The organism is Streptomyces sp. NPDC046379 (assembly GCF_055587785.1).
In genome coordinates this window covers 133300-148885 of record NZ_JBVJFP010000016.1, presented here as the reverse complement: position 1 = coordinate 148885, position 15586 = coordinate 133300, and the positions used below count along the sequence as shown (strand labels likewise).

Below are 15586 nucleotides of genomic sequence, written 5' to 3'. Positions count from 1 at the left end.
ACGCGCTGGGGGAGACGGTGCGGTCGCAGCGCATGTGCGATCGCAAGGCCGGGTGACCGCCGGTGCAGGCGCCCGGAGCGGTGCCGGTGCGGGTGTCGATCTCAGGCGTCAGGCGCGGTCGATATGAACGTTTGTCGACTTCACCCGGGCCGTCGCCTCCATCCCCACCTCCAGGCCCAGCTCCTCGACGGCCTCGCGCGTCAGCAGGGACACCAGACGGTGCGGGCCGGCCTGGATCTCCACCTGGGCGGCGACGTCGCCGAGCTTGATGGCGGTGACGATGCCGGGGAAGGCGTTGCGGGCGGAGGTGTACGACGTCTCCTCGTCGCCACCGCCGGCCTTGGCGAGTTCGACGGAGAACGCGGCGAGGTCCCGTCCGTCGATGAGGCGGCGTCCGGTGTCGTCGCGGTGGGTCGCCATCCTGCCCGCGTCCGCCCAGCGGCGCGCGGTGTCGGGGCTCACGCCGAGCAGCCGTGCGGCCCGGCCGATCGTGTAGGAGTGCATGGGGGTCACGATAAAGGCGGCGCGGACGTGCGAAGGGGCCGGTGCGCGGATGCTGCTCCGCGGTCCGGCCCCGGTGCGTCGTTCGTGAGCTCCTCAGGCGGCGGTCACGATGTGGCGGCCGTCCAGTGTGCGGTGCGGGGCGATGACCCGGCCGTCCGGCAGGAGCTCACCGGTGTCCTCGAAGAGGAGGACGCCGTTGCACAGCAGGCTCCAGCCCTGCTCCGGGTGGTGCGCCACGAGGCGGGCGGATTCCCGGTCGGCGGAGTCTGCGGTCGGGCACGGCGGCTGGTGCTGGCACATGGAAGGGATCTTTCGCTCTGTCGTGCTGTCGTGTGGGATCGTCGGCGTGTCCGACGAGTCGGACCTGTCTGTCTCGCGGCGTGAAGCGTCGTTCATGGCCGCCCCCCGTTGTGATAAGTCGGTCGGTCCCAGTGTTGCCCCACGGGCGTCGTTCCGCAGGCATTTGGCTGCACCGCTCTTCACTGGTTCAGGACGCGTCACCCGCGCGGGCGGTTCATCTCAACGGCACCGTCACTTCGGGTGGTTCCGGATGGCCCGTCCGGACCAGGCTCTGGTCCGGACGGGCCGTACCCCGCCTCCGGACGGCTCCGGTGACGGGGTACGGGCGGGCGCGGCGCCGGTGACCGGCGCGGGGTGCGGGAGGGCTCAGGCCGGGGCCGGGGAGCCGAGCAGGGGCGGTGCCGGGGCCACGCGATGGGTGAGCACCGGCAGCAGATCGGCGACCCGGTGCGGCCGGTGGGCCGCGATGCCGGGCGGCGCGGGCGCCAGCGGCACCAGCAGGTCGGTCGCCGCGGGGTCGCCGTCGGCTCCGTCCGAGTCGGTGTCGCCGTGCAGCCAGAGGGTGAGCATGTAAAGGCCCGGCACGGACAGCAGTCGCGGCTGGTACGGCTGCGTGAGCGTCTCCGCCTGGCGCAGGGCGCGTTCGGTGGAGGTGACGTAGGGGCCCTCGAAGAAGTGCGAGAACGCCCACCCGTCCGGGGTCAGCATGGTCTCCGCGGCGGCGATCGCGTGGCCGTCGCAGTGGACGAGGAAGCGCCAGCCGGCGAGCCGGGTGACGGGGGCGCCTTGGGGGGTGATCCGCTCGAGTACGTGGACCGGGAGCGGGAGTTCGGGCGTGGTGGGCCCCTGGGCGCTGCGCAGGGCGGGCGTTCGGGCCTCGTGGACCGCGGTGGGGGAACCGAGGGCCGTGAGGACGGAACGGACTGCGGGCGCGGGGGCCGGGGGAACGTGCAGCGGCATGGTGGGTCGCCTCTCATTCGACAGGCAAGGCGGCGCGAGGGGGGCGGGGCGGACAGCACTGTCAGCACACGGGGGCAGTGAGGCGGGGGCCGGGGCCTGTGGAACGAGAGGTATGGGGTGCCGGCTGCCGTACGCCATCTCGACGGCAGGTTTCCCCCGACGGCGGGCGCCAACCTTCTGCCTTGAGCGGAGTTTATACGGCAAATGTTCAGACGGTGTTTCGGCTAGTCGCTTCGGGGCACTCGCGCAAGGGTTCATTCGGCCTGCCGGAAGCAGGCGATACGCGGGAAATCCTCCCGATTCCGGGAGGCTCGGCCCGGCGCTGACCTCGGGCATCGCTCCGGCCGCGGTCGGCCAATTCTCGTCGGCGTTTTTCACGAGGTCGCCGGTACCGGAACCGCATACTGCGCCTTGCCAGGGGAATGTGCCTCCGGTCACGGTCGTTCCGAGTGACCACACTAGCGGTTGCGGGCCTTCGCCGGGGACGTTATGGATCGCTTGGCCTGGGCATCATCCATCCTGACCCGGACACCGGCGGCCGATCTTCGGCCCGCCCACCGAGGAGGGAACTTCGATGGGGGAGAAGGTCGTGGCAGGCGCGTTCGACCTGTCCGATCGCCAGCGCTACCGCGCCAAGCTCCAGCAGTGCCTGGAGGGGCTGCGGCGCTTGCTGGACGAGGAGCGGTTCGAGCGCCCCAGGAACCTCATGGGACTGGAGATCGAACTGAATCTCGCCGGTCGGGACGGCTCGCCGCGAATGCTCAATGCGCAGGTGCTGGAAAAGATCGCAAGCCGCGATTTCCAAACAGAACTCGCCATGTTCAACCTGGAAGTCAACATCGCTCCGCACCGGCTCGGCGGGCGGGTATTCGACCGGCTCGCCGAGGAACTCCGTACGTCACTGGCATATGCCCACCGGAAAGCGGGCGAGGTCGACGCGGGAATCGTGATGATCGGCATTCTGCCGACCCTCGACCGCGACGACCTGGTCTCCTCCAACCTTTCCGACGTCGACCGTTACACGCTTCTCAACGACCAGATCGTGGCCGCTCGCGGCGAGGACTTCACGCTCGACATCGACGGTGTCGAGCATCTCAGGTGCACGTCGCGGTCGATAGCGCCGGAAGCCGCCTGTACGTCCGTGCAATTGCACCTGCAAGTGACACCGGGGCGCTTCGCGGACGTGTGGAACGCGGCCGAGGCGGCCAGCGCCGCGCAAATAGCCGTGGGCGCCAACTCACCCTTCCTCTTCGGCCGCGAGCTGTGGCGCGAGTCCCGGCCGCCGCTGTTCCAGCAGTCCACGGACACCCGCCCGCCGGAGCTTCAGGCGCAGGGCGTGCGCCCGCGCACCTGGTTCGGGGAGCGCTGGATCTCGTCGGCGTACGACCTCTTCGAGGAGAACCTGCGCTACTTCCCCGCCCTGCTGCCCATCTGCGACGACGAGGACCCGCTGGCGGTCCTCGACGCCGGCGGCGTGCCCAAACTCGCCGAACTGGTCCTGCACAACGGCACCGTCTACCGCTGGAACCGGCCGGTCTACGGGCTGGTGGACGGGGTTCCGCACCTGCGCGTGGAGAACCGCGTCCTGCCCGCCGGCCCCACGGTCGTGGACGTGCTCGCCAACGCGGCCTTCTACTACGGCCTCGTCCGCGCGCTCGCCGAGGAATCGCGGCCGGTGTGGACCAAGCTGCCGTTCGAGGCGGCCGCCGCCAACTTCGACGCCGCGTGCCGGCACGGCATCGACGCCCGCTTCACCTGGCCCCGGCGCGGACGGTACGGGGGCACGGGCGAGGTGGACGCGGTGACCCTCGTGCGCGACGAACTGCTGCCGCTCGCCGAGGCCGGGCTGGACGCGTGGGGAGTCGAGCGGGCCGACCGGGATCTGTATCTGGGGATCATCGAGGAGCGCTGCCGGCGACGGGTGAACGGGGCGTCGTGGCAGACGGCGACGTTCCACAAGGCGTTGGAGGGCGGTCTGTCGCGGAACGCCGCGCTGGCCGCGACGACCCGGCGCTATGCCGAGCTGATGCATCTCGGGGACCCGGTGCACACCTGGCCGGTGGGCATGCCGGAGGCCGCGCGGGCGGCGTGAGGCGGATCGGCCGCGCGGAGGGCGGGTCTCCGCGCGGTCGGCGGTGCGGGCAGGCCGGGGGCGGCCCAGGGGATCGGCGGTCGTCTGCGAGGCTGTCGTGTGCGATCTTCGTACTCTCTTCGGTACGGGGCCACACGACGGGAGGCAGGGGTGCGGGCAGAGGCGGGCGCGGAGGGCGGGACCGGGACGACGCCGGAGCGGCCGTCGCGGCGGATGCTGCGGGACGAGACGCTGGTCGTACTCGCGCTGTCACTCGGTGCCAGCGGCGTCTCGGCGCTGATCAGCTTCGTCGGGTCGGTCACCAGGCCCGGTGGCCTCAAGGACCAGGCCGCCACCCTCAACTCCTCGGCCGCGCCCGGCAGACCCTGGCTCGACCTCGCCTGGCAGCTCTTCGGCATCGCCAGTTCGCTGGTGCCCGTCGTCCTCGTCGCCCACCTGCTGCTGCGCGAGGGGCGCAGCCTGCGCACGCTCGGCTTCGACCGCACGCGCCCCTGGCCCGACCTCGGCCGCGGAGCCGTGATCGCCGCGGTGATCGGCAGCACCGGCATCGCCTTCTACCTGGCCGCCCGCGGCCTCGGTTTCAACCTCACCGTCGTCCCCGAAGACCTGCCCGACGTGTGGTGGAAGTACCCGGTGCTGATCCTGTCGGCCCTGCAGAACTCGGTCGTCGAAGAGGTCGTCGTCGTCGGCTATCTGCTGCGCCGCCTCGACCAGCTGGGCTGGAGCCCTCTCCGGTCGATGGCCGCCAGTTCGGTGCTGCGCGGCTCGTACCACCTGTACCAGGGCATCGGCGGCTTCATCGGCAACATGGTCATGGGGGTGGTCTTCGTCCACCTCTACCGGCGCTGGGGGCGCGTCGGGCCGCTGGTGGTCGCCCACTCGCTGCTCGACATCGGCGCGTTCGTCGGGTACGCGCTGCTGGCCGGGAAGGTGTCCTGGCTGCCCACGGCGTGACGCGGGTCCGCGGACGCCGCGTCAGGGCCGCGCGAGCAGTTCGCCCTCGATGACGGTGACCGCGCGGCCGCTCAGCAGGGTGCGGGCGCCGCGCAGTCGCGTGCGGACCAGGCCGGAGCGCGGGGACGCCTGCAGACCGGTCAGCTCGGGTGTGCCGATGCGCTCGGACCAGTACGGGGCCAGGGCGGTGTGGGCGCTGCCGGTGACGGGGTCCTCGTCGATGCCGACGTTCGGGAAGAAGCAGCGGGAGACGTAGTCGTACCCCCGGGCCCGGTCCTCGGCACGGGCGGTGGCGATGACGCCGCGCGCCGAGTGGGCGCCGAGGGCGCGGTGGTCGGGGCGCAGCGCGTGGACCGTCTTCTCGTCGGCCAGCTCGATCAGCAGGTCGCCCACGTTCGGGCCGGTGTCGAGGGCGGCGAGCGGCTGTGCGCCGAGGGCCTCGGCGACGCCGTCGGGGATGTCGACCGCAGTGAGCGGGGCGGTCGGGAAGTCCAGGGTGATCATGCCGTCGGCGTCGGGCGTGGCGGTCAGGACGCCGCTGCGCGTGGCGAAGCGGACGGGACCGGTGTGGGCGCCGGTGGTGTGCAGGACGTGGGCCGTGGCGAGCGTGGCGTGCCCGCACAGCGCGACCTCGGTGGCGGGCGTGAACCAGCGCAGCGCCCAGTCCGCCTCGTCGCCCTCGGGGAGCGGGTGGGCGAAGGTCGTCTCGGCGTGGTTGACCTCCATGGCCACGCGCTGGAGCCAGCCGTCGTCCGGGAAGGCGTCGAGGAGCAGGACCCCGGCCGGGTTGCCGGCGAAGGGGCGGTCGGTGAAGGCGTCGACGATTCGAATCCGCATGCCAGGACGCTAGAGGGTGCGCGAAGGGGCGGGCCAAGGCCAATCGGGGAGTGGTGGACCGGTTTTCCGGCGCGTCGGAGGCGTACGCCCGGCGGGGCCGACCCGGCGGGCTCGCCCGGCTTTGCCCTCGTTCTTCCCGTCCGGCCCTTTCCCGGCCGTGGCCCGGGTCGTGGATCCGGAGGGGCGGCGATGTTCGGGCACTCTTGCCGGACGACAGGTTCCGATATATCGTTGAGACATCGCGTTAGATCAGCGAACGAATGGAGTGATGGCGATGCGTACCCACGGATACGAGCGCGGCCATGGACACGGTGGCGCCGGTCGCACGGGGCGGGGCGGCTTCGACGGGCGGCGGGCCGCCTTCGGGCCCTTCGGGCCGGGCGAGCGCGGGTTCGGGCCCGGTTTCGGTCCGGGTTTCGGGCCCGGACCCTGGGGCGGGCGAGGGCGCGGCGGGCCACGGGGGCGGGCGCGGCGCGGTGACGTGCGGGCGTCGATCCTCGCCCTGCTGACGGACCGGCCGATGCACGGCTACGAGATGATCCAGGAGATCGCCGAGCGCAGCGGCGGCGCATGGAAGCCCAGCCCCGGCTCGGTCTACCCCACCCTCCAGTTGCTGGAGGACGAAGGCCTGATCGTCAGTGAGAGCGAAGGCGGCAAGAAGCTCTTCTCCCTCACCGAGGCGGGCCGCGCGGCGGCCGAGGAAGGCCCCGACGCGCCCTGGGAGGAGGCGTCCCGCGGCGTCGACTGGGAGGCGCTCGGCGAGATCCGGCAGGCCGGCTTCGGGCTGATGGAGGCCTTCGGGCAGGTCTGGAAGACCGGCAGCAAGGAACAGCGCGAGAAGGCGCTCGGCGTCATCAACGACGCCCGCAAGAAGCTGTACCTCATCCTCGCCGACGAGGACTGACGGGCATCGGCCCCACGCGCGTCCGGGTGGTCCGCGGCCAGGCGGCGGGGGGTCCGGGGTCGGGTGACGGTGTGATCCGCCGGGCGGTTCAGCCCACCCGGCGGATCACCGCCGCGTCGAACACGTCCCACGCGCGCGGGAACGGACCCTCGTCGTGGCAGTGCCATGCGTCCCAGAACAGGTCGGCGGGCAGGGCGTCCTCCGGGGCGTGGACGCGGTAGACGTACTGCATGCCGTCCACGGCCGGCAGCGCCACCAGCCAGCACTTGCACTCCATGTCGGTGTGGGACGACTGGACGCGCGCGAAAGTTGCGCTTCGGGGGCGCATGGCAAGGCGGCGCGCGCTGTGCGCGCCACTGTGGCCTGATCTCATCCCCAAGGAGGAGATGCGGGCGGGGATGTCCGCTTTCTGCGGGACCCGAAGATGCTTCTGGCCGGGGATGACCGGCGCCGAAGAGACTGATGGGGTGAAGGTGTGCAATCCCGAATTCCCCGGCAGTCGCCCCGTGACCCGGGGCTCCCCGGACCGGTCACGGACGCCTGGCTCAGCGCCGAGCTGGCGGCGGTGGTCGCCGGTGCCCGCAGACGGGCCCTGCGCGACGGGGACCGGCAGATCGACACCGCGCATCTGCTGCACTCCCTCCTCGAGTACGACGCCGATGTGCGCGCCCTCTTCGACGCCGGGCCCCGGCTCGCCCGGCTCCTCGGCTATCTCGTGCAGCGCAGCATCGGCTACGGGCTGCGCTGGCAGAGCAGCGTCGAGGACTCCGGCGCGGCACCGGCCCTGGGCGGCGGGCAGGAGGGCGAGGGGTACTCGCCCCTGGCCGCCGCGGCGCTCGGCCGCGCCTGGGAGCGGGCGGCGCGACGTGGGGAGGAGCGGGCCGGCGGAGTGGACCTGCTCGCCGTGATCGTCGCCGAGCCGCGGGCGCGGGCCGTCGAGGTGCTCGCCCGGGCCGGATGGGACGCGGCCGAGCTGCTGACGCTGATCGAGAGCCTGCCGGCCGCGGGAGAGGGCCGGTCCGGGCGGCTCGACGACCTGCCGGAGTACTGAGCGCGTCCGCCGGAGTGCTGAGCGGGGTTGCCGGAGCACTGAGCGTGCACGGCGGTCCGGCGCGTGAGACAGGTGCCATATGGGGTGACGGTCATGTCGTCGCCTGTCATCATGTGCCGGTGCATACGTCAGTCAGCAGCCGGGGCAGCCGCGGCAGGGGCGTCGGGCTCGGGCTCGCCGTCGGGTCGGCGGTCGCCTTCGGCGGATCCGGAGTCGCGGCCAAGCCGCTGATCGAAGCGGGCCTCGACCCGCTGCACGTCGTGTGGCTGAGGGTGGCCGGGGCGGCCCTGGTGATGCTGCCGCTCGCCGTGCGCCACCGCGCCCTGGTGCGCAGCCGCCCCGCGCTGCTCGCCGGTTTCGGCCTGCTCGCCGTCGCCGGCGTGCAGGCCTGCTACTTCGCCGCGATCTCCCGCATCCCGGTCGGCGTCGCGCTGCTCGTCGAGTACCTCGCGCCCGCCCTGGTGCTGGGCTGGGTGCGGTTCGTGCAGCGGCGGCCCGTCACCCGTGCCGCCGCGCTCGGCGTCGTCCTCGCGGTCGGGGGACTCGCCTGCGTCGTCGAGGTGTGGGCCGGACTCGGCTTCGACGCCCTCGGGCTGCTGCTGGCGCTCGGGGCCGCCTGCTGCCAGGTCGGCTACTTCGTCCTGGCCGACCAGGGCGGCGACTCGGGCGACGACGCCCCCGACCCGCTCGGCGTCATCGCCTACGGACTCCTCGTCGGCGCGGCCGTGCTCACCCTGGTCGCCCGTCCCTGGGGCATGGACTGGTCGGTGCTCGCGGGCGGAGCGGACATGGACGGGGCCACGGTCCCGGCCGCTGTGCTGCTGGGCTGGATCGTGCTGGTGGCGACCGTCGTCGCCTACGTCACCGGCGTGCTGGCCGTACGCCGGCTCTCCCCGCAGGTCGCGGGCGTGGTGGCGTGCCTGGAGGCGGTCGTGGCGACCGTGCTGGCGTGGGTGCTGCTCGGCGAGCGCCTGTCCGCGCCGCAGCTCGTCGGAGGCGCGGTGGTGCTGGCGGGCGCCTTCATCGCCCAGTCGTCCACGCCGGCCAAGCCCGCAGCGGACCCGGTCGCCGGAGGCGGGGCCGAAACGGAGTTGTCCGCGCGGGGAACCTCGGCCTAGGGTGACGATCATGCATTCGGACGCACGCGTTCTCCCGCCCCCGGCCGCCTGAAGGCGGGCCCCGGGAAATCAGCGCCCCGCGCACCGCGCCGGGGCGTGACCGTGCTGCCCGCGGACGAAGTCCGAGGACCCCGCGCCGACGGCGGTCCACCACCGAACTTCCGCGCACCCCGTTGCGCGTCTGCGGAGAGAACACCGTGTCCACACCGTCCCACGCTGTCTCCGGCCTGCCCGTCGGGCGAGGCCTGCTGTATCTGATCGTCGCCGGCGCCGCCTGGGGCACCGCGGGCGCCGCCGCCTCCCTGGTCTACCGGACCAGCGACATGGGCGCCGTCGCCCTGTCCTTCTGGCGCTGTGCCGCGGGCCTCGCGCTGCTGGCCGCCGCACGCCTGCTGCGACCGCGCTCCCGCCCCCGGGCCGTCGCCCGCCCCGAGCCGTTCGCCCGCAGGGCGCTGCGCGTCGGCGCCACCGGGCTCGGGCTCGCCGTGTTCCAGACGGCCTACTTCGCCGCGGTCTCGGCCACCGGCCTGGCCGTCGCGACCGTCGTCACCCTCGGCGCCGGTCCGGTGCTCATCGCGCTCGGCGCCCGGCTCACCATGGGCGAGCGGCTCGGCCGCGCCGGGCTCACGGCCGTCGCCGGGGCGCTCGCCGGGCTCGCGCTGCTCGTCCTCGGCGGCGGAGAGACGGCCGTACGGCCCTCGGGCGTGGTGCTCGCGCTGCTGTCGGCGGGCGGATACTCGGCGATGACCCTGCTGACCCGCTACTGGGGCCGCGACGGCGGTGCGGACGCCTCCGCGACGACCGTGTGGGCGTTCGCGGTGACGAGCCTGTGCCTGCTGCCGTTCGCGCTGGCCGAGGGCCTGGTCCCGCACACCGCCGAGCCGCTGCGGCTGCTGTGGCTCCTGGCGTACATCGCGGCCGTGCCGACGGCGCTCGCGTACGCCCTCTACTTCGCGGGCGCGGCCGTCGTACGGTCCGCCACCGTGTCGCTGATCATGCTGTTGGAACCGGTCAGCGCGGCCGTCCTCGCCGTCGCCCTGCTCGGTGAACGGCTCGACGCGGCCACGCTGGCCGGCACGCTGCTCCTGCTCGCCTCGGTCACCGGGCCGGCGACGGCCGAGGCGAGGGGATCGTCCTCCGGGCGGAGGGGACGCACGCGGGCCGTGAGCCGGCTGCGTGAGCGGGTCGCACGGAGGTGAGGTCCGCGAGGTGACCGGGCCGGCGGGTCACGCCGAGGTGAGGTCCGCGAGGTAGCCGGGGAGCCCGGTCCCGGCGGCCAGCTCCGGGTCCGGGAGCGGGGTTCCGTAGCCCTTGCGGAGGGGGACCACGCCGGCCCAGTGGGGCAGGGCCAGGTCCTCGGGCTCGTCGTTGACGCCGCCGGTGCGGAGCTTCGCGGAGACCTGGTCGAGGTCCAGCCGGATCACCGCCGTGGCGGCCAGTTCCTTCCTGTTCCCGGGCCGGGAGTCCTTCGACCGGCCCGGGACCACCTGCTCGACCAGCGCGTCCAGGGCCTCGCGCTTCTCCTCGGGGTCCGTGACGTCGTGGGCGACGCCGTGCACCACCACCGAGCGGTAGTTCATGGAGTGGTGGAACGCCGAGCGGGCCAGGATCAGCGCGTCGACATGGGTGACCGTCAGGCACACCGGCAGCCCCGGACCGGCGGCCTGCCCCGCCATGCGCAGCGGGCGCGAGCCCGTCGATCCGTGCACATAGAGCCGCTCGCCGATCCGGCCGTACAGCGTCGGCAGGACGACGGGGGCGCCGTCCCGGACGAAGCCGAGGTGGCAGACGCAGCCCTCGTCGAGTATCGCGTGCACCAGTTCCCTGTCGTACGCGGCTCGGCCGGGGGAGCGGGTGGGGACCGTGCGCTCGGTCGGCGTGTAGGCGGTGGACTGCGACGGCGTCTGCTCGGACCCCTGCATGGCACTCTCCATTGCACTAGTGCATACTTGTGTTTGTGCTAGGAGATTATCGGATCGAGGGCCGGGGCGCCGCGGAGATTTCCGCGAGCGTGGAGCGCGGGGTGGGGTCCGGGGCGCTGCGACCGGGCCAATTGCTGCCGCCCATGAGGGAGTTGGCGGCGCAGCTGGGCGTGAATCCCAACACCGTCGCCGCCGCCTATCGAGTCCTGCGCGAGCGCGGGGTCATCGAGACGGACGGCCGACGGGGCAGCAGGGTGCGGCCCAAGCCGGCCACGACCGGGCGCGAGCAGATCCGGGTGGAGGTGCCGGAGGGCGTGCGCGACCTGGCCGCCGGCAACCCCGACCCGGCGCTGCTGCCGTCGCTGAGGGAGGCGTTCGCGGCGGCGGCCGAGCAGGGCGACCGGACGCCCGTGCTCTACGGCGACGATCCCCTCGAACCCGGCCTGGTCCGTGCCGCGCGGGACGACCTCGACGCCGGGGGAGTGCCGCCCGGGCCGGTCGCCGTCACCTCGGGCTCGCTGGACGCCGTCGAGCGCGTCCTCGCCGCGCACCTCAAGCCGGGGGACGCCGTCGCCGTCGAGGACCCGGGGTGGGGCAGCCTGCTCGACCTGGTGCCCGCGCTGGGGCTGCGGACCGTCCCGGTCGCCGTCGACGACGAGGGACCGCTCCCGGCCGACGTCGAGCGCGCCCTCACGGCGGGAGCGCGCGCCCTCATCGTCACCGACCGGGCCCAGAACCCCACCGGCGCCGCCGTCAGCGCCCCCCGCGCGCGTGCCCTGCGCTCCGTGCTGCGCCGGCACCCGGCGACCCTGGTGATCGAGGACGACCACGGGCACGGGATCGTCGACCTGCCCCTGCACCCGCTGGCCGGTGTCGCCCGCCACTGGGCCTTCGTCCGCTCGGTGGCCAAGGCATACGGCCCCGACCTGCGGCTCGCGGTGCTCACCGGGGACGACGTCACCCTGGACCGGGTCCGCGGACGTCAGCGGCTGGGCCCCGGCTGGGTCAGCCTCCTCACCCAGCGGGCCGTGCTGCGGCTGTGGACCGGCGGCGCGGTGGACCCCTCCGCGGTGGCGGCGGCGTACGGGCGGCGACGGGACGCGCTGATCGGCGCGCTCGCCCGGCACGGCATCGCCGCCCGCGGGCGCAGCGGCCTCAACGTCTGGATGCCGGTCCCGGACGAGACCGGGGCCGTCGCCCGCCTCCTGCACGCGGGCTGGGCGGTCGCCCCCGGCGCCCGCTTCCGGATGAGCGCCCCGCCGGGCATCCGGGTCACCGTCTCGACGCTGGCCGAGTCGGAGGCGGCGGCGCTGGCGGACGCGATCGCCGCGGCGGTGGGGCCAGCGCCGGGGCGGAGGTGGGTCTGACGGGAGGGGCCGATCCGGCGCGGTGACGGGGTCGCCGCACGCTGCCGCCCCGGCGCCCGGGCGGGACCGGGGCCGGCCGGGCGCCGCCGTCCGTGGACCGGGGGTTCGCTGCGGGCCGACCGTCCGCGCCCGGCCGACCGCAGGCGGCCCACGTCGGCGCGGTGGGGCGTTTCGACGCGGGGTCGGGCGAGGCGCCGCTCGGCGCTGCGGGCGGTGCCTGGGCCGGGGGCGGCGCCCCGCGCCGGCTCCCCGGCCGTCCGCGGACCCGGCGTCAGCTCACTCCGGCCGCCGGCGACCGCCCGCGCCGGCTCCCCGGCCGCCCGCAGCGCCCCGCCCAACCCTCCCGCCTGCTCCCCGGCCGCCGCCCCCACCGCCCCGTCGGCTCACCCAGGCCGTCCACAGCCCCCGCGTCAGCTCGCCCCGGCCCTCCTCGGCCGCACCTGCGTCAGCGCCGCGCCCGCCAGGACGATCGCCGCGCCCACCGGCGTCGACCACGTCAGGGACTCCCCGAGGACCGCGACGCCCGCCGCGGTGGCGATCACGGGGATGAAGTAGGTGACCATCTGCGCCGTCGTCGGCCCGACCTCGGCCACCAGGCCGTACTGCAGCAGCACCGCCAGTCCCGTGCCCAGGGCGCCCAGAGCGGCGATCGCCAGCAGCGGAACGACCGCCGGACGGGCCGGCGCGCTGGTGAACAGCGGCGTGACGACCGCGAGCTGGACGGTGGCGAGCAGCAGCTGCGTCCCCGTCAGGGACAGGTTCGACGCGCCCGTGCCCGCCAGCGTGCGGCGGACGTAGATCCAGCCGACCGGGTAGCTCAGCGAGGCCAGCAGCGCGAGCCCGGTGCCCGTCGGGTCGACGCCGGTGAAGCCCTGCCAGGCTCCGAGCACCGTCAGCACCCCGAGGAAGCCCAGCCCCAGACCGGCCACCCGGACCCGGGTCGGACGGTCCTCGGAGAGGGCGACCAGCGACAGGGCCATGCCCCACAGCGGCGAGGTCGCGTTGCAGATGCCGGCCAGCGTCGACGGGATCGTCAGCTCGGCGTAGGCGAACAGCGAGAACGGCAGGGCGTTGAGGAGGAACGCCGCGACCGTCAGGTGCGCCCAGTTCCGCGCCCCGCGCGGGAGACGCTCGCGCTTGACCGCCATCGCCGCCGCGAGCACCGCCGTACCGAACACCAGCCGCCCGAGGGTCACCTGGAAGGGGGCGTACCCCTCCGTGCCGACCTTGATGAGCAGGAAGCTGAAGCCCCAGATCAACGACAGGGCGGCGAAGCGCAGACGCCAGTCGACGGTCCGGCGGGGCCGGGCGGCGGACCGGCGGAGGCGGCGTCCGGGACGCCGGACGGGGTGCCGGTCGGGGCGGGTTCCGGAGGCGGTGACGGTGGTCATGGGCACCACCATGCGACGCCCGCATCTCGTAGCACAATCGAGAATTCGCGCCGCATATCTCGTAGCATCACTTACATGTTGAACCTGGAGCGGCTGCGCACCCTGGACGCCCTCGCCCGGCACGGATCGGTGAGCGGCGCGGCCGAGGGACTGCACGTCACGACCTCGGCGGTCTCGCAGCAACTGGCCAAGCTGGAGCGGGAGGTCGGCCAGCAGCTGCTCGCCAAGCACGGGCGGGGCGTGCGGCTCACCGACGCGGGCCGGCTGCTCGCCGAGCACGCCGCGCGCATCCTGTCGCAGGTGGAGCTGGCCCAGGTCGACCTGGAGGCACAGCGCGGGCAGGTCGCCGGGGAGCTGCGCCTGTCGGCGTTCCCGACCGCCGCGCGCGGCCTGTTCCCGACGGCGCTGGCCGCACTGCGCGCCGAGCATCCCGCGCTGCGCCTGCGCTCCTGCGAACTGGAGCCGGAGAACGGCATCCGGGGCGTCGTGCGCGGCGACCTCGACCTCGCCGTCGTCCTCGACTGGTACAACAAGCCGATGCCGCTGCCCGACGGTCTGGTCAAGGCGCCGCTCCTGGACGACCCCGCCGACGTCGCCATGCCGGCCGGGCACCGGCTCGCCGGGCGCGAGGAGGTCGACCTCGGGGAGTTCGCGCAGGACGAGTGGATCACTTGGGGCGAGGGCGAGTTCTGCCACGAGTGGCTGATGTTCACGCTGCGCTCGCGGGGCATCGAGCCGATCGTCGGCCACCGCGCCGCCGAGACCCACACCCAGCTCGGCCTGGTCGCCGCCGGACTCGGCGTGTGCATCGCCCCGCTGCTGGGCCGGCTGCCGGTGCCCGCCGGGGTCGTCACCGCGCCGCTCAGGCAGCGGGTGCGCCGCCACGTCTACGTCGTCTGGCGCGCCGACGCGGACCGCCGTCCGTCGATCCGGGCCGCGGTGCGGGCCCTGCGGGCGGCGGGGGAGCGGGTCGCGGGGGAGCGGGCGGGGGCGGCTGCCGCGGCCTAGCCTAGGTCTGCTGTGGCGAGGGACCGGCGCTACAGGGACGCCAGCTTGCGGAAGTCCCAGGAGACCGTCTTCGTGGGCGTCAGCCGCAGCCAGGCGTGCCGCCCGTCGTGGGGCATCTCCTCCAGGCCGAAGTTCTTGCGGGCGAACAGCGTCTCCGGCGCGTCGAGTTCGGCGTACGGCTCCCCGGTGCGGGGAATCTCGCCCACGAACTCGACGGTCCCGGACAGCTCCGCGCCGCGCAGCTCGCCGTACTCCTCGCCCGTGTCCACCACGACGGCCACCCGCGGATCGCGGCGCAGATCGGCCCAGCGCCTGCTGCGCACGACCGAGTACAGCCACAGGGACGTGCCGTCCCAGGCGAACCAGAGCGTGCTGACGTGCGGGTAGCCGTCGGCCGACACCGTGGCGACCCGGCAGGTGCGCTGGGTCGTGAGGAACTCGTCCAGCTCACCGGGCGTCATCATGATCTTGCGGCCCCGGCGCTGAGTGACGGTCATGCGATTCCTCTCGGGAGTGTCGGCAGTGCAGGTCGCGGGCGTGCGCCCGGGCGCGCGACGGCGGTGTCGTCCCCCGGCGTCCGCACCTTGGAGGCGGTCGCCTCCCCGGGCGCGCGACGGTGGCCAATCTCGCCCGCCCGGGCCGCCACGGCAAGCCCTTCCCCCCGGAGCCGGTTCACGCCCGCTTGATCCGGTCCCCGTCCACGGTGATCCCGGCGGCGGCCAGCGGCTCGGTCGCCGGGCCCTTCTGGACGCTGCCGTCCGTCGCGGAGAACCGGCTGTCGTGGCACGGGCAGATGATCACCCCGTCCTTGACGTCCCGCACCGCGCAGCCCTGATGGGTGCACTTCGAGGAGAACGCCTTGAACTCCCCGGCCGTCGGCTGGGTGACCACCACGTCCCCGAACACCTTGCCGCCGCCCTCGGGCACCTCCGACGTCGAACCGAGCACGGCGCCGCCCGGGCCGGACGAGTCGCCGCCCGGGGCGGACGAGTCGCCGCCCGGGGCGGACGAGTCGCCGTCCGACCCGCAGGCGGTGAGCGCGGCGGCCAGCCCCGCGGCGCCGGCCGCCGCGAGGACGGTGCGGCGGGCCGGGCCCGAACCGGGGTGCGTGCCGGACGCACCGGACCGGCCACCGGACATCTCACCGGACTTCTCGGCGGACACGTCGCCGGACATTT

General features: G+C 74.2%; 17 protein-coding genes. 8 read left to right on the top strand and 9 right to left on the bottom strand.

The features are described 5' to 3' along the window. Positions 1–108: 108 nt before the first annotated feature. From ACZ6KF_RS26455 to ACZ6KF_RS26445, 3 genes are all read right to left on the bottom strand, one after another. Entirely contained in the window at positions 109–504 is a 396-nt protein-coding gene (locus tag ACZ6KF_RS26455) for a TOBE domain-containing protein (RefSeq protein ID WP_356630998.1), read from the bottom strand. A gap of 93 nt (positions 505–597) precedes the next feature. Then, on the bottom strand, positions 598–804 hold the full coding sequence (locus ACZ6KF_RS26450; protein ID WP_356630996.1) for a DUF5999 family protein: 207 nt from the start codon (positions 802–804) through the stop codon (positions 598–600). A gap of 366 nt (positions 805–1170) precedes the next feature. Continuing rightward, complete coding sequence (locus ACZ6KF_RS26445; protein ID WP_356630994.1) at positions 1171–1764, bottom strand: hypothetical protein; 594 nt, start codon at positions 1762–1764, stop codon at positions 1171–1173. A gap of 574 nt (positions 1765–2338) precedes the next feature. Here ACZ6KF_RS26445 and ACZ6KF_RS26440 point away from each other — a divergent pair. After that, the gene (locus ACZ6KF_RS26440) at positions 2339–3856 is read left to right on the top strand and encodes a glutamate-cysteine ligase family protein (protein WP_469178036.1); all 1518 of its coding nucleotides are present in this window, start codon (positions 2339–2341) and stop codon (positions 3854–3856) included. 150 nt (positions 3857–4006) lie between these two features. Further along, on the top strand, positions 4007–4810 hold the full coding sequence (locus tag ACZ6KF_RS26435) for a CPBP family intramembrane glutamic endopeptidase (RefSeq protein WP_469159920.1): 804 nt from the start codon (positions 4007–4009) through the stop codon (positions 4808–4810). Between the two features lie 21 nt (positions 4811–4831). Here the strand turns inward: ACZ6KF_RS26435 and ACZ6KF_RS26430 are convergent, their stop codons facing one another. Next, on the bottom strand, positions 4832–5647 hold the full coding sequence (locus ACZ6KF_RS26430; RefSeq protein WP_469240618.1) for a PhzF family phenazine biosynthesis protein: 816 nt from the start codon (positions 5645–5647) through the stop codon (positions 4832–4834). A 274-nt stretch (positions 5648–5921) separates the two neighbouring features. Here ACZ6KF_RS26430 and ACZ6KF_RS26425 point away from each other — a divergent pair, with 274 nt between their 5' ends. After that, the gene (locus ACZ6KF_RS26425; RefSeq protein ID WP_356630988.1) at positions 5922–6551 is read left to right on the top strand and encodes a PadR family transcriptional regulator; all 630 of its coding nucleotides are present in this window, start codon (positions 5922–5924) and stop codon (positions 6549–6551) included. A gap of 88 nt (positions 6552–6639) precedes the next feature. On the opposite strand, the gene ACZ6KF_RS26420 is transcribed toward ACZ6KF_RS26425, so the two are convergent. Beyond that, the gene (locus tag ACZ6KF_RS26420) at positions 6640–6828 is read right to left on the bottom strand and encodes a hypothetical protein (RefSeq protein WP_356630986.1); all 189 of its coding nucleotides are present in this window, start codon (positions 6826–6828) and stop codon (positions 6640–6642) included. Between the two features lie 198 nt (positions 6829–7026). Between ACZ6KF_RS26420 and ACZ6KF_RS26415 the strand changes: the two genes are divergently transcribed. The 3 genes from ACZ6KF_RS26415 (at position 7027) to ACZ6KF_RS26405 (ending at position 9919) form a co-directional block, all read left to right on the top strand. Beyond that, positions 7027–7602, top strand: coding sequence for a Clp protease N-terminal domain-containing protein (locus tag ACZ6KF_RS26415; protein ID WP_356630984.1), 576 nt, complete (start codon positions 7027–7029; stop codon positions 7600–7602). Positions 7603–7715: 113 nt separating this feature from the next. Then, positions 7716–8720 (top strand): EamA family transporter, encoded by a 1005-nt coding sequence (locus ACZ6KF_RS26410; protein ID WP_469240615.1) that lies wholly within the window; start codon positions 7716–7718, stop codon positions 8718–8720. Positions 8721–8917: 197 nt separating this feature from the next. Beyond that, on the top strand, positions 8918–9919 hold the full coding sequence (locus ACZ6KF_RS26405) for a DMT family transporter (protein WP_356630980.1): 1002 nt from the start codon (positions 8918–8920) through the stop codon (positions 9917–9919). Between the two features lie 27 nt (positions 9920–9946). Here ACZ6KF_RS26405 and ACZ6KF_RS26400 read toward each other — a convergent pair whose 3' ends face one another. Beyond that, positions 9947–10642, bottom strand: a complete 696-nt coding sequence (locus tag ACZ6KF_RS26400; protein WP_356630978.1) for a pyridoxamine 5'-phosphate oxidase family protein — start codon at positions 10640–10642, stop codon at positions 9947–9949. 35 nt (positions 10643–10677) lie between these two features. Between ACZ6KF_RS26400 and ACZ6KF_RS26395 the strand changes: the two genes are divergently transcribed. Then, positions 10678–12009, top strand: coding sequence for an aminotransferase class I/II-fold pyridoxal phosphate-dependent enzyme (locus ACZ6KF_RS26395; RefSeq protein WP_469240613.1), 1332 nt, complete (start codon positions 10678–10680; stop codon positions 12007–12009). 410 nt (positions 12010–12419) lie between these two features. On the opposite strand, the gene ACZ6KF_RS26390 is transcribed toward ACZ6KF_RS26395, so the two are convergent. Continuing rightward, on the bottom strand, positions 12420–13400 hold the full coding sequence (locus ACZ6KF_RS26390) for a DMT family transporter (RefSeq protein ID WP_356630974.1): 981 nt from the start codon (positions 13398–13400) through the stop codon (positions 12420–12422). Between the two features lie 75 nt (positions 13401–13475). On the opposite strand from ACZ6KF_RS26390, the gene ACZ6KF_RS26385 reads away from it, so the two are divergent. Continuing rightward, positions 13476–14408, top strand: coding sequence for a LysR family transcriptional regulator (locus ACZ6KF_RS26385; RefSeq protein ID WP_469159926.1), 933 nt, complete (start codon positions 13476–13478; stop codon positions 14406–14408). Positions 14409–14437: 29 nt separating this feature from the next. On the opposite strand, the gene ACZ6KF_RS26380 is transcribed toward ACZ6KF_RS26385, so the two are convergent. Together ACZ6KF_RS26380 and ACZ6KF_RS26375 are read right to left on the bottom strand one after the other, a co-directional pair. Then, a complete protein-coding gene (locus ACZ6KF_RS26380) occupies positions 14438–14905 on the bottom strand; it encodes a pyridoxamine 5'-phosphate oxidase family protein (RefSeq protein ID WP_469240611.1) in 468 nt (155 codons plus the stop codon). Positions 14906–15080: 175 nt separating this feature from the next. Next, positions 15081–15548, bottom strand: a complete 468-nt coding sequence (locus ACZ6KF_RS26375) for a Rieske (2Fe-2S) protein (RefSeq protein WP_469240632.1) — start codon at positions 15546–15548, stop codon at positions 15081–15083. Positions 15549–15586: the final 38 nt, after the last annotated feature.

Bases quoted from the DNA above. Each gene is read 5' to 3' on its own strand.
- ACZ6KF_RS26425 (WP_356630988.1), top strand. From the start codon at position 5,922: ATGCGTACCCACGGATACGAGCGCGGCCATGGACACGGTGGCGCCGGT.
- ACZ6KF_RS26385 (WP_469159926.1), top strand. From the start codon at position 13,476: ATGTTGAACCTGGAGCGGCTGCGCACCCTGGACGCCCTCGCCCGGCAC.
- ACZ6KF_RS26390 (WP_356630974.1), bottom strand. From the start codon at position 13,400: ATGACCACCGTCACCGCCTCCGGAACCCGCCCCGACCGGCACCCCGTC.
- ACZ6KF_RS26420 (WP_356630986.1), bottom strand. From the start codon at position 6,828: ATGGAGTGCAAGTGCTGGCTGGTGGCGCTGCCGGCCGTGGACGGCATG.
- ACZ6KF_RS26440 (WP_469178036.1), top strand. From the start codon at position 2,339: ATGGGGGAGAAGGTCGTGGCAGGCGCGTTCGACCTGTCCGATCGCCAG.
- ACZ6KF_RS26430 (WP_469240618.1), bottom strand. From the start codon at position 5,647: ATGCGGATTCGAATCGTCGACGCCTTCACCGACCGCCCCTTCGCCGGC.
- ACZ6KF_RS26445 (WP_356630994.1), bottom strand. From the start codon at position 1,764: ATGCCGCTGCACGTTCCCCCGGCCCCCGCGCCCGCAGTCCGTTCCGTC.
- ACZ6KF_RS26380 (WP_469240611.1), bottom strand. From the start codon at position 14,905: ATGACCGTCACTCAGCGCCGGGGCCGCAAGATCATGATGACGCCCGGT.
- ACZ6KF_RS26455 (WP_356630998.1), bottom strand. From the start codon at position 504: ATGCACTCCTACACGATCGGCCGGGCCGCACGGCTGCTCGGCGTGAGC.
- ACZ6KF_RS26375 (WP_469240632.1), bottom strand. From the start codon at position 15,548: ATGTCCGGTGGCCGGTCCGGTGCGTCCGGCACGCACCCCGGTTCGGGC.
- ACZ6KF_RS26400 (WP_356630978.1), bottom strand. From the start codon at position 10,642: ATGCAGGGGTCCGAGCAGACGCCGTCGCAGTCCACCGCCTACACGCCG.
- ACZ6KF_RS26450 (WP_356630996.1), bottom strand. From the start codon at position 804: ATGTGCCAGCACCAGCCGCCGTGCCCGACCGCAGACTCCGCCGACCGG.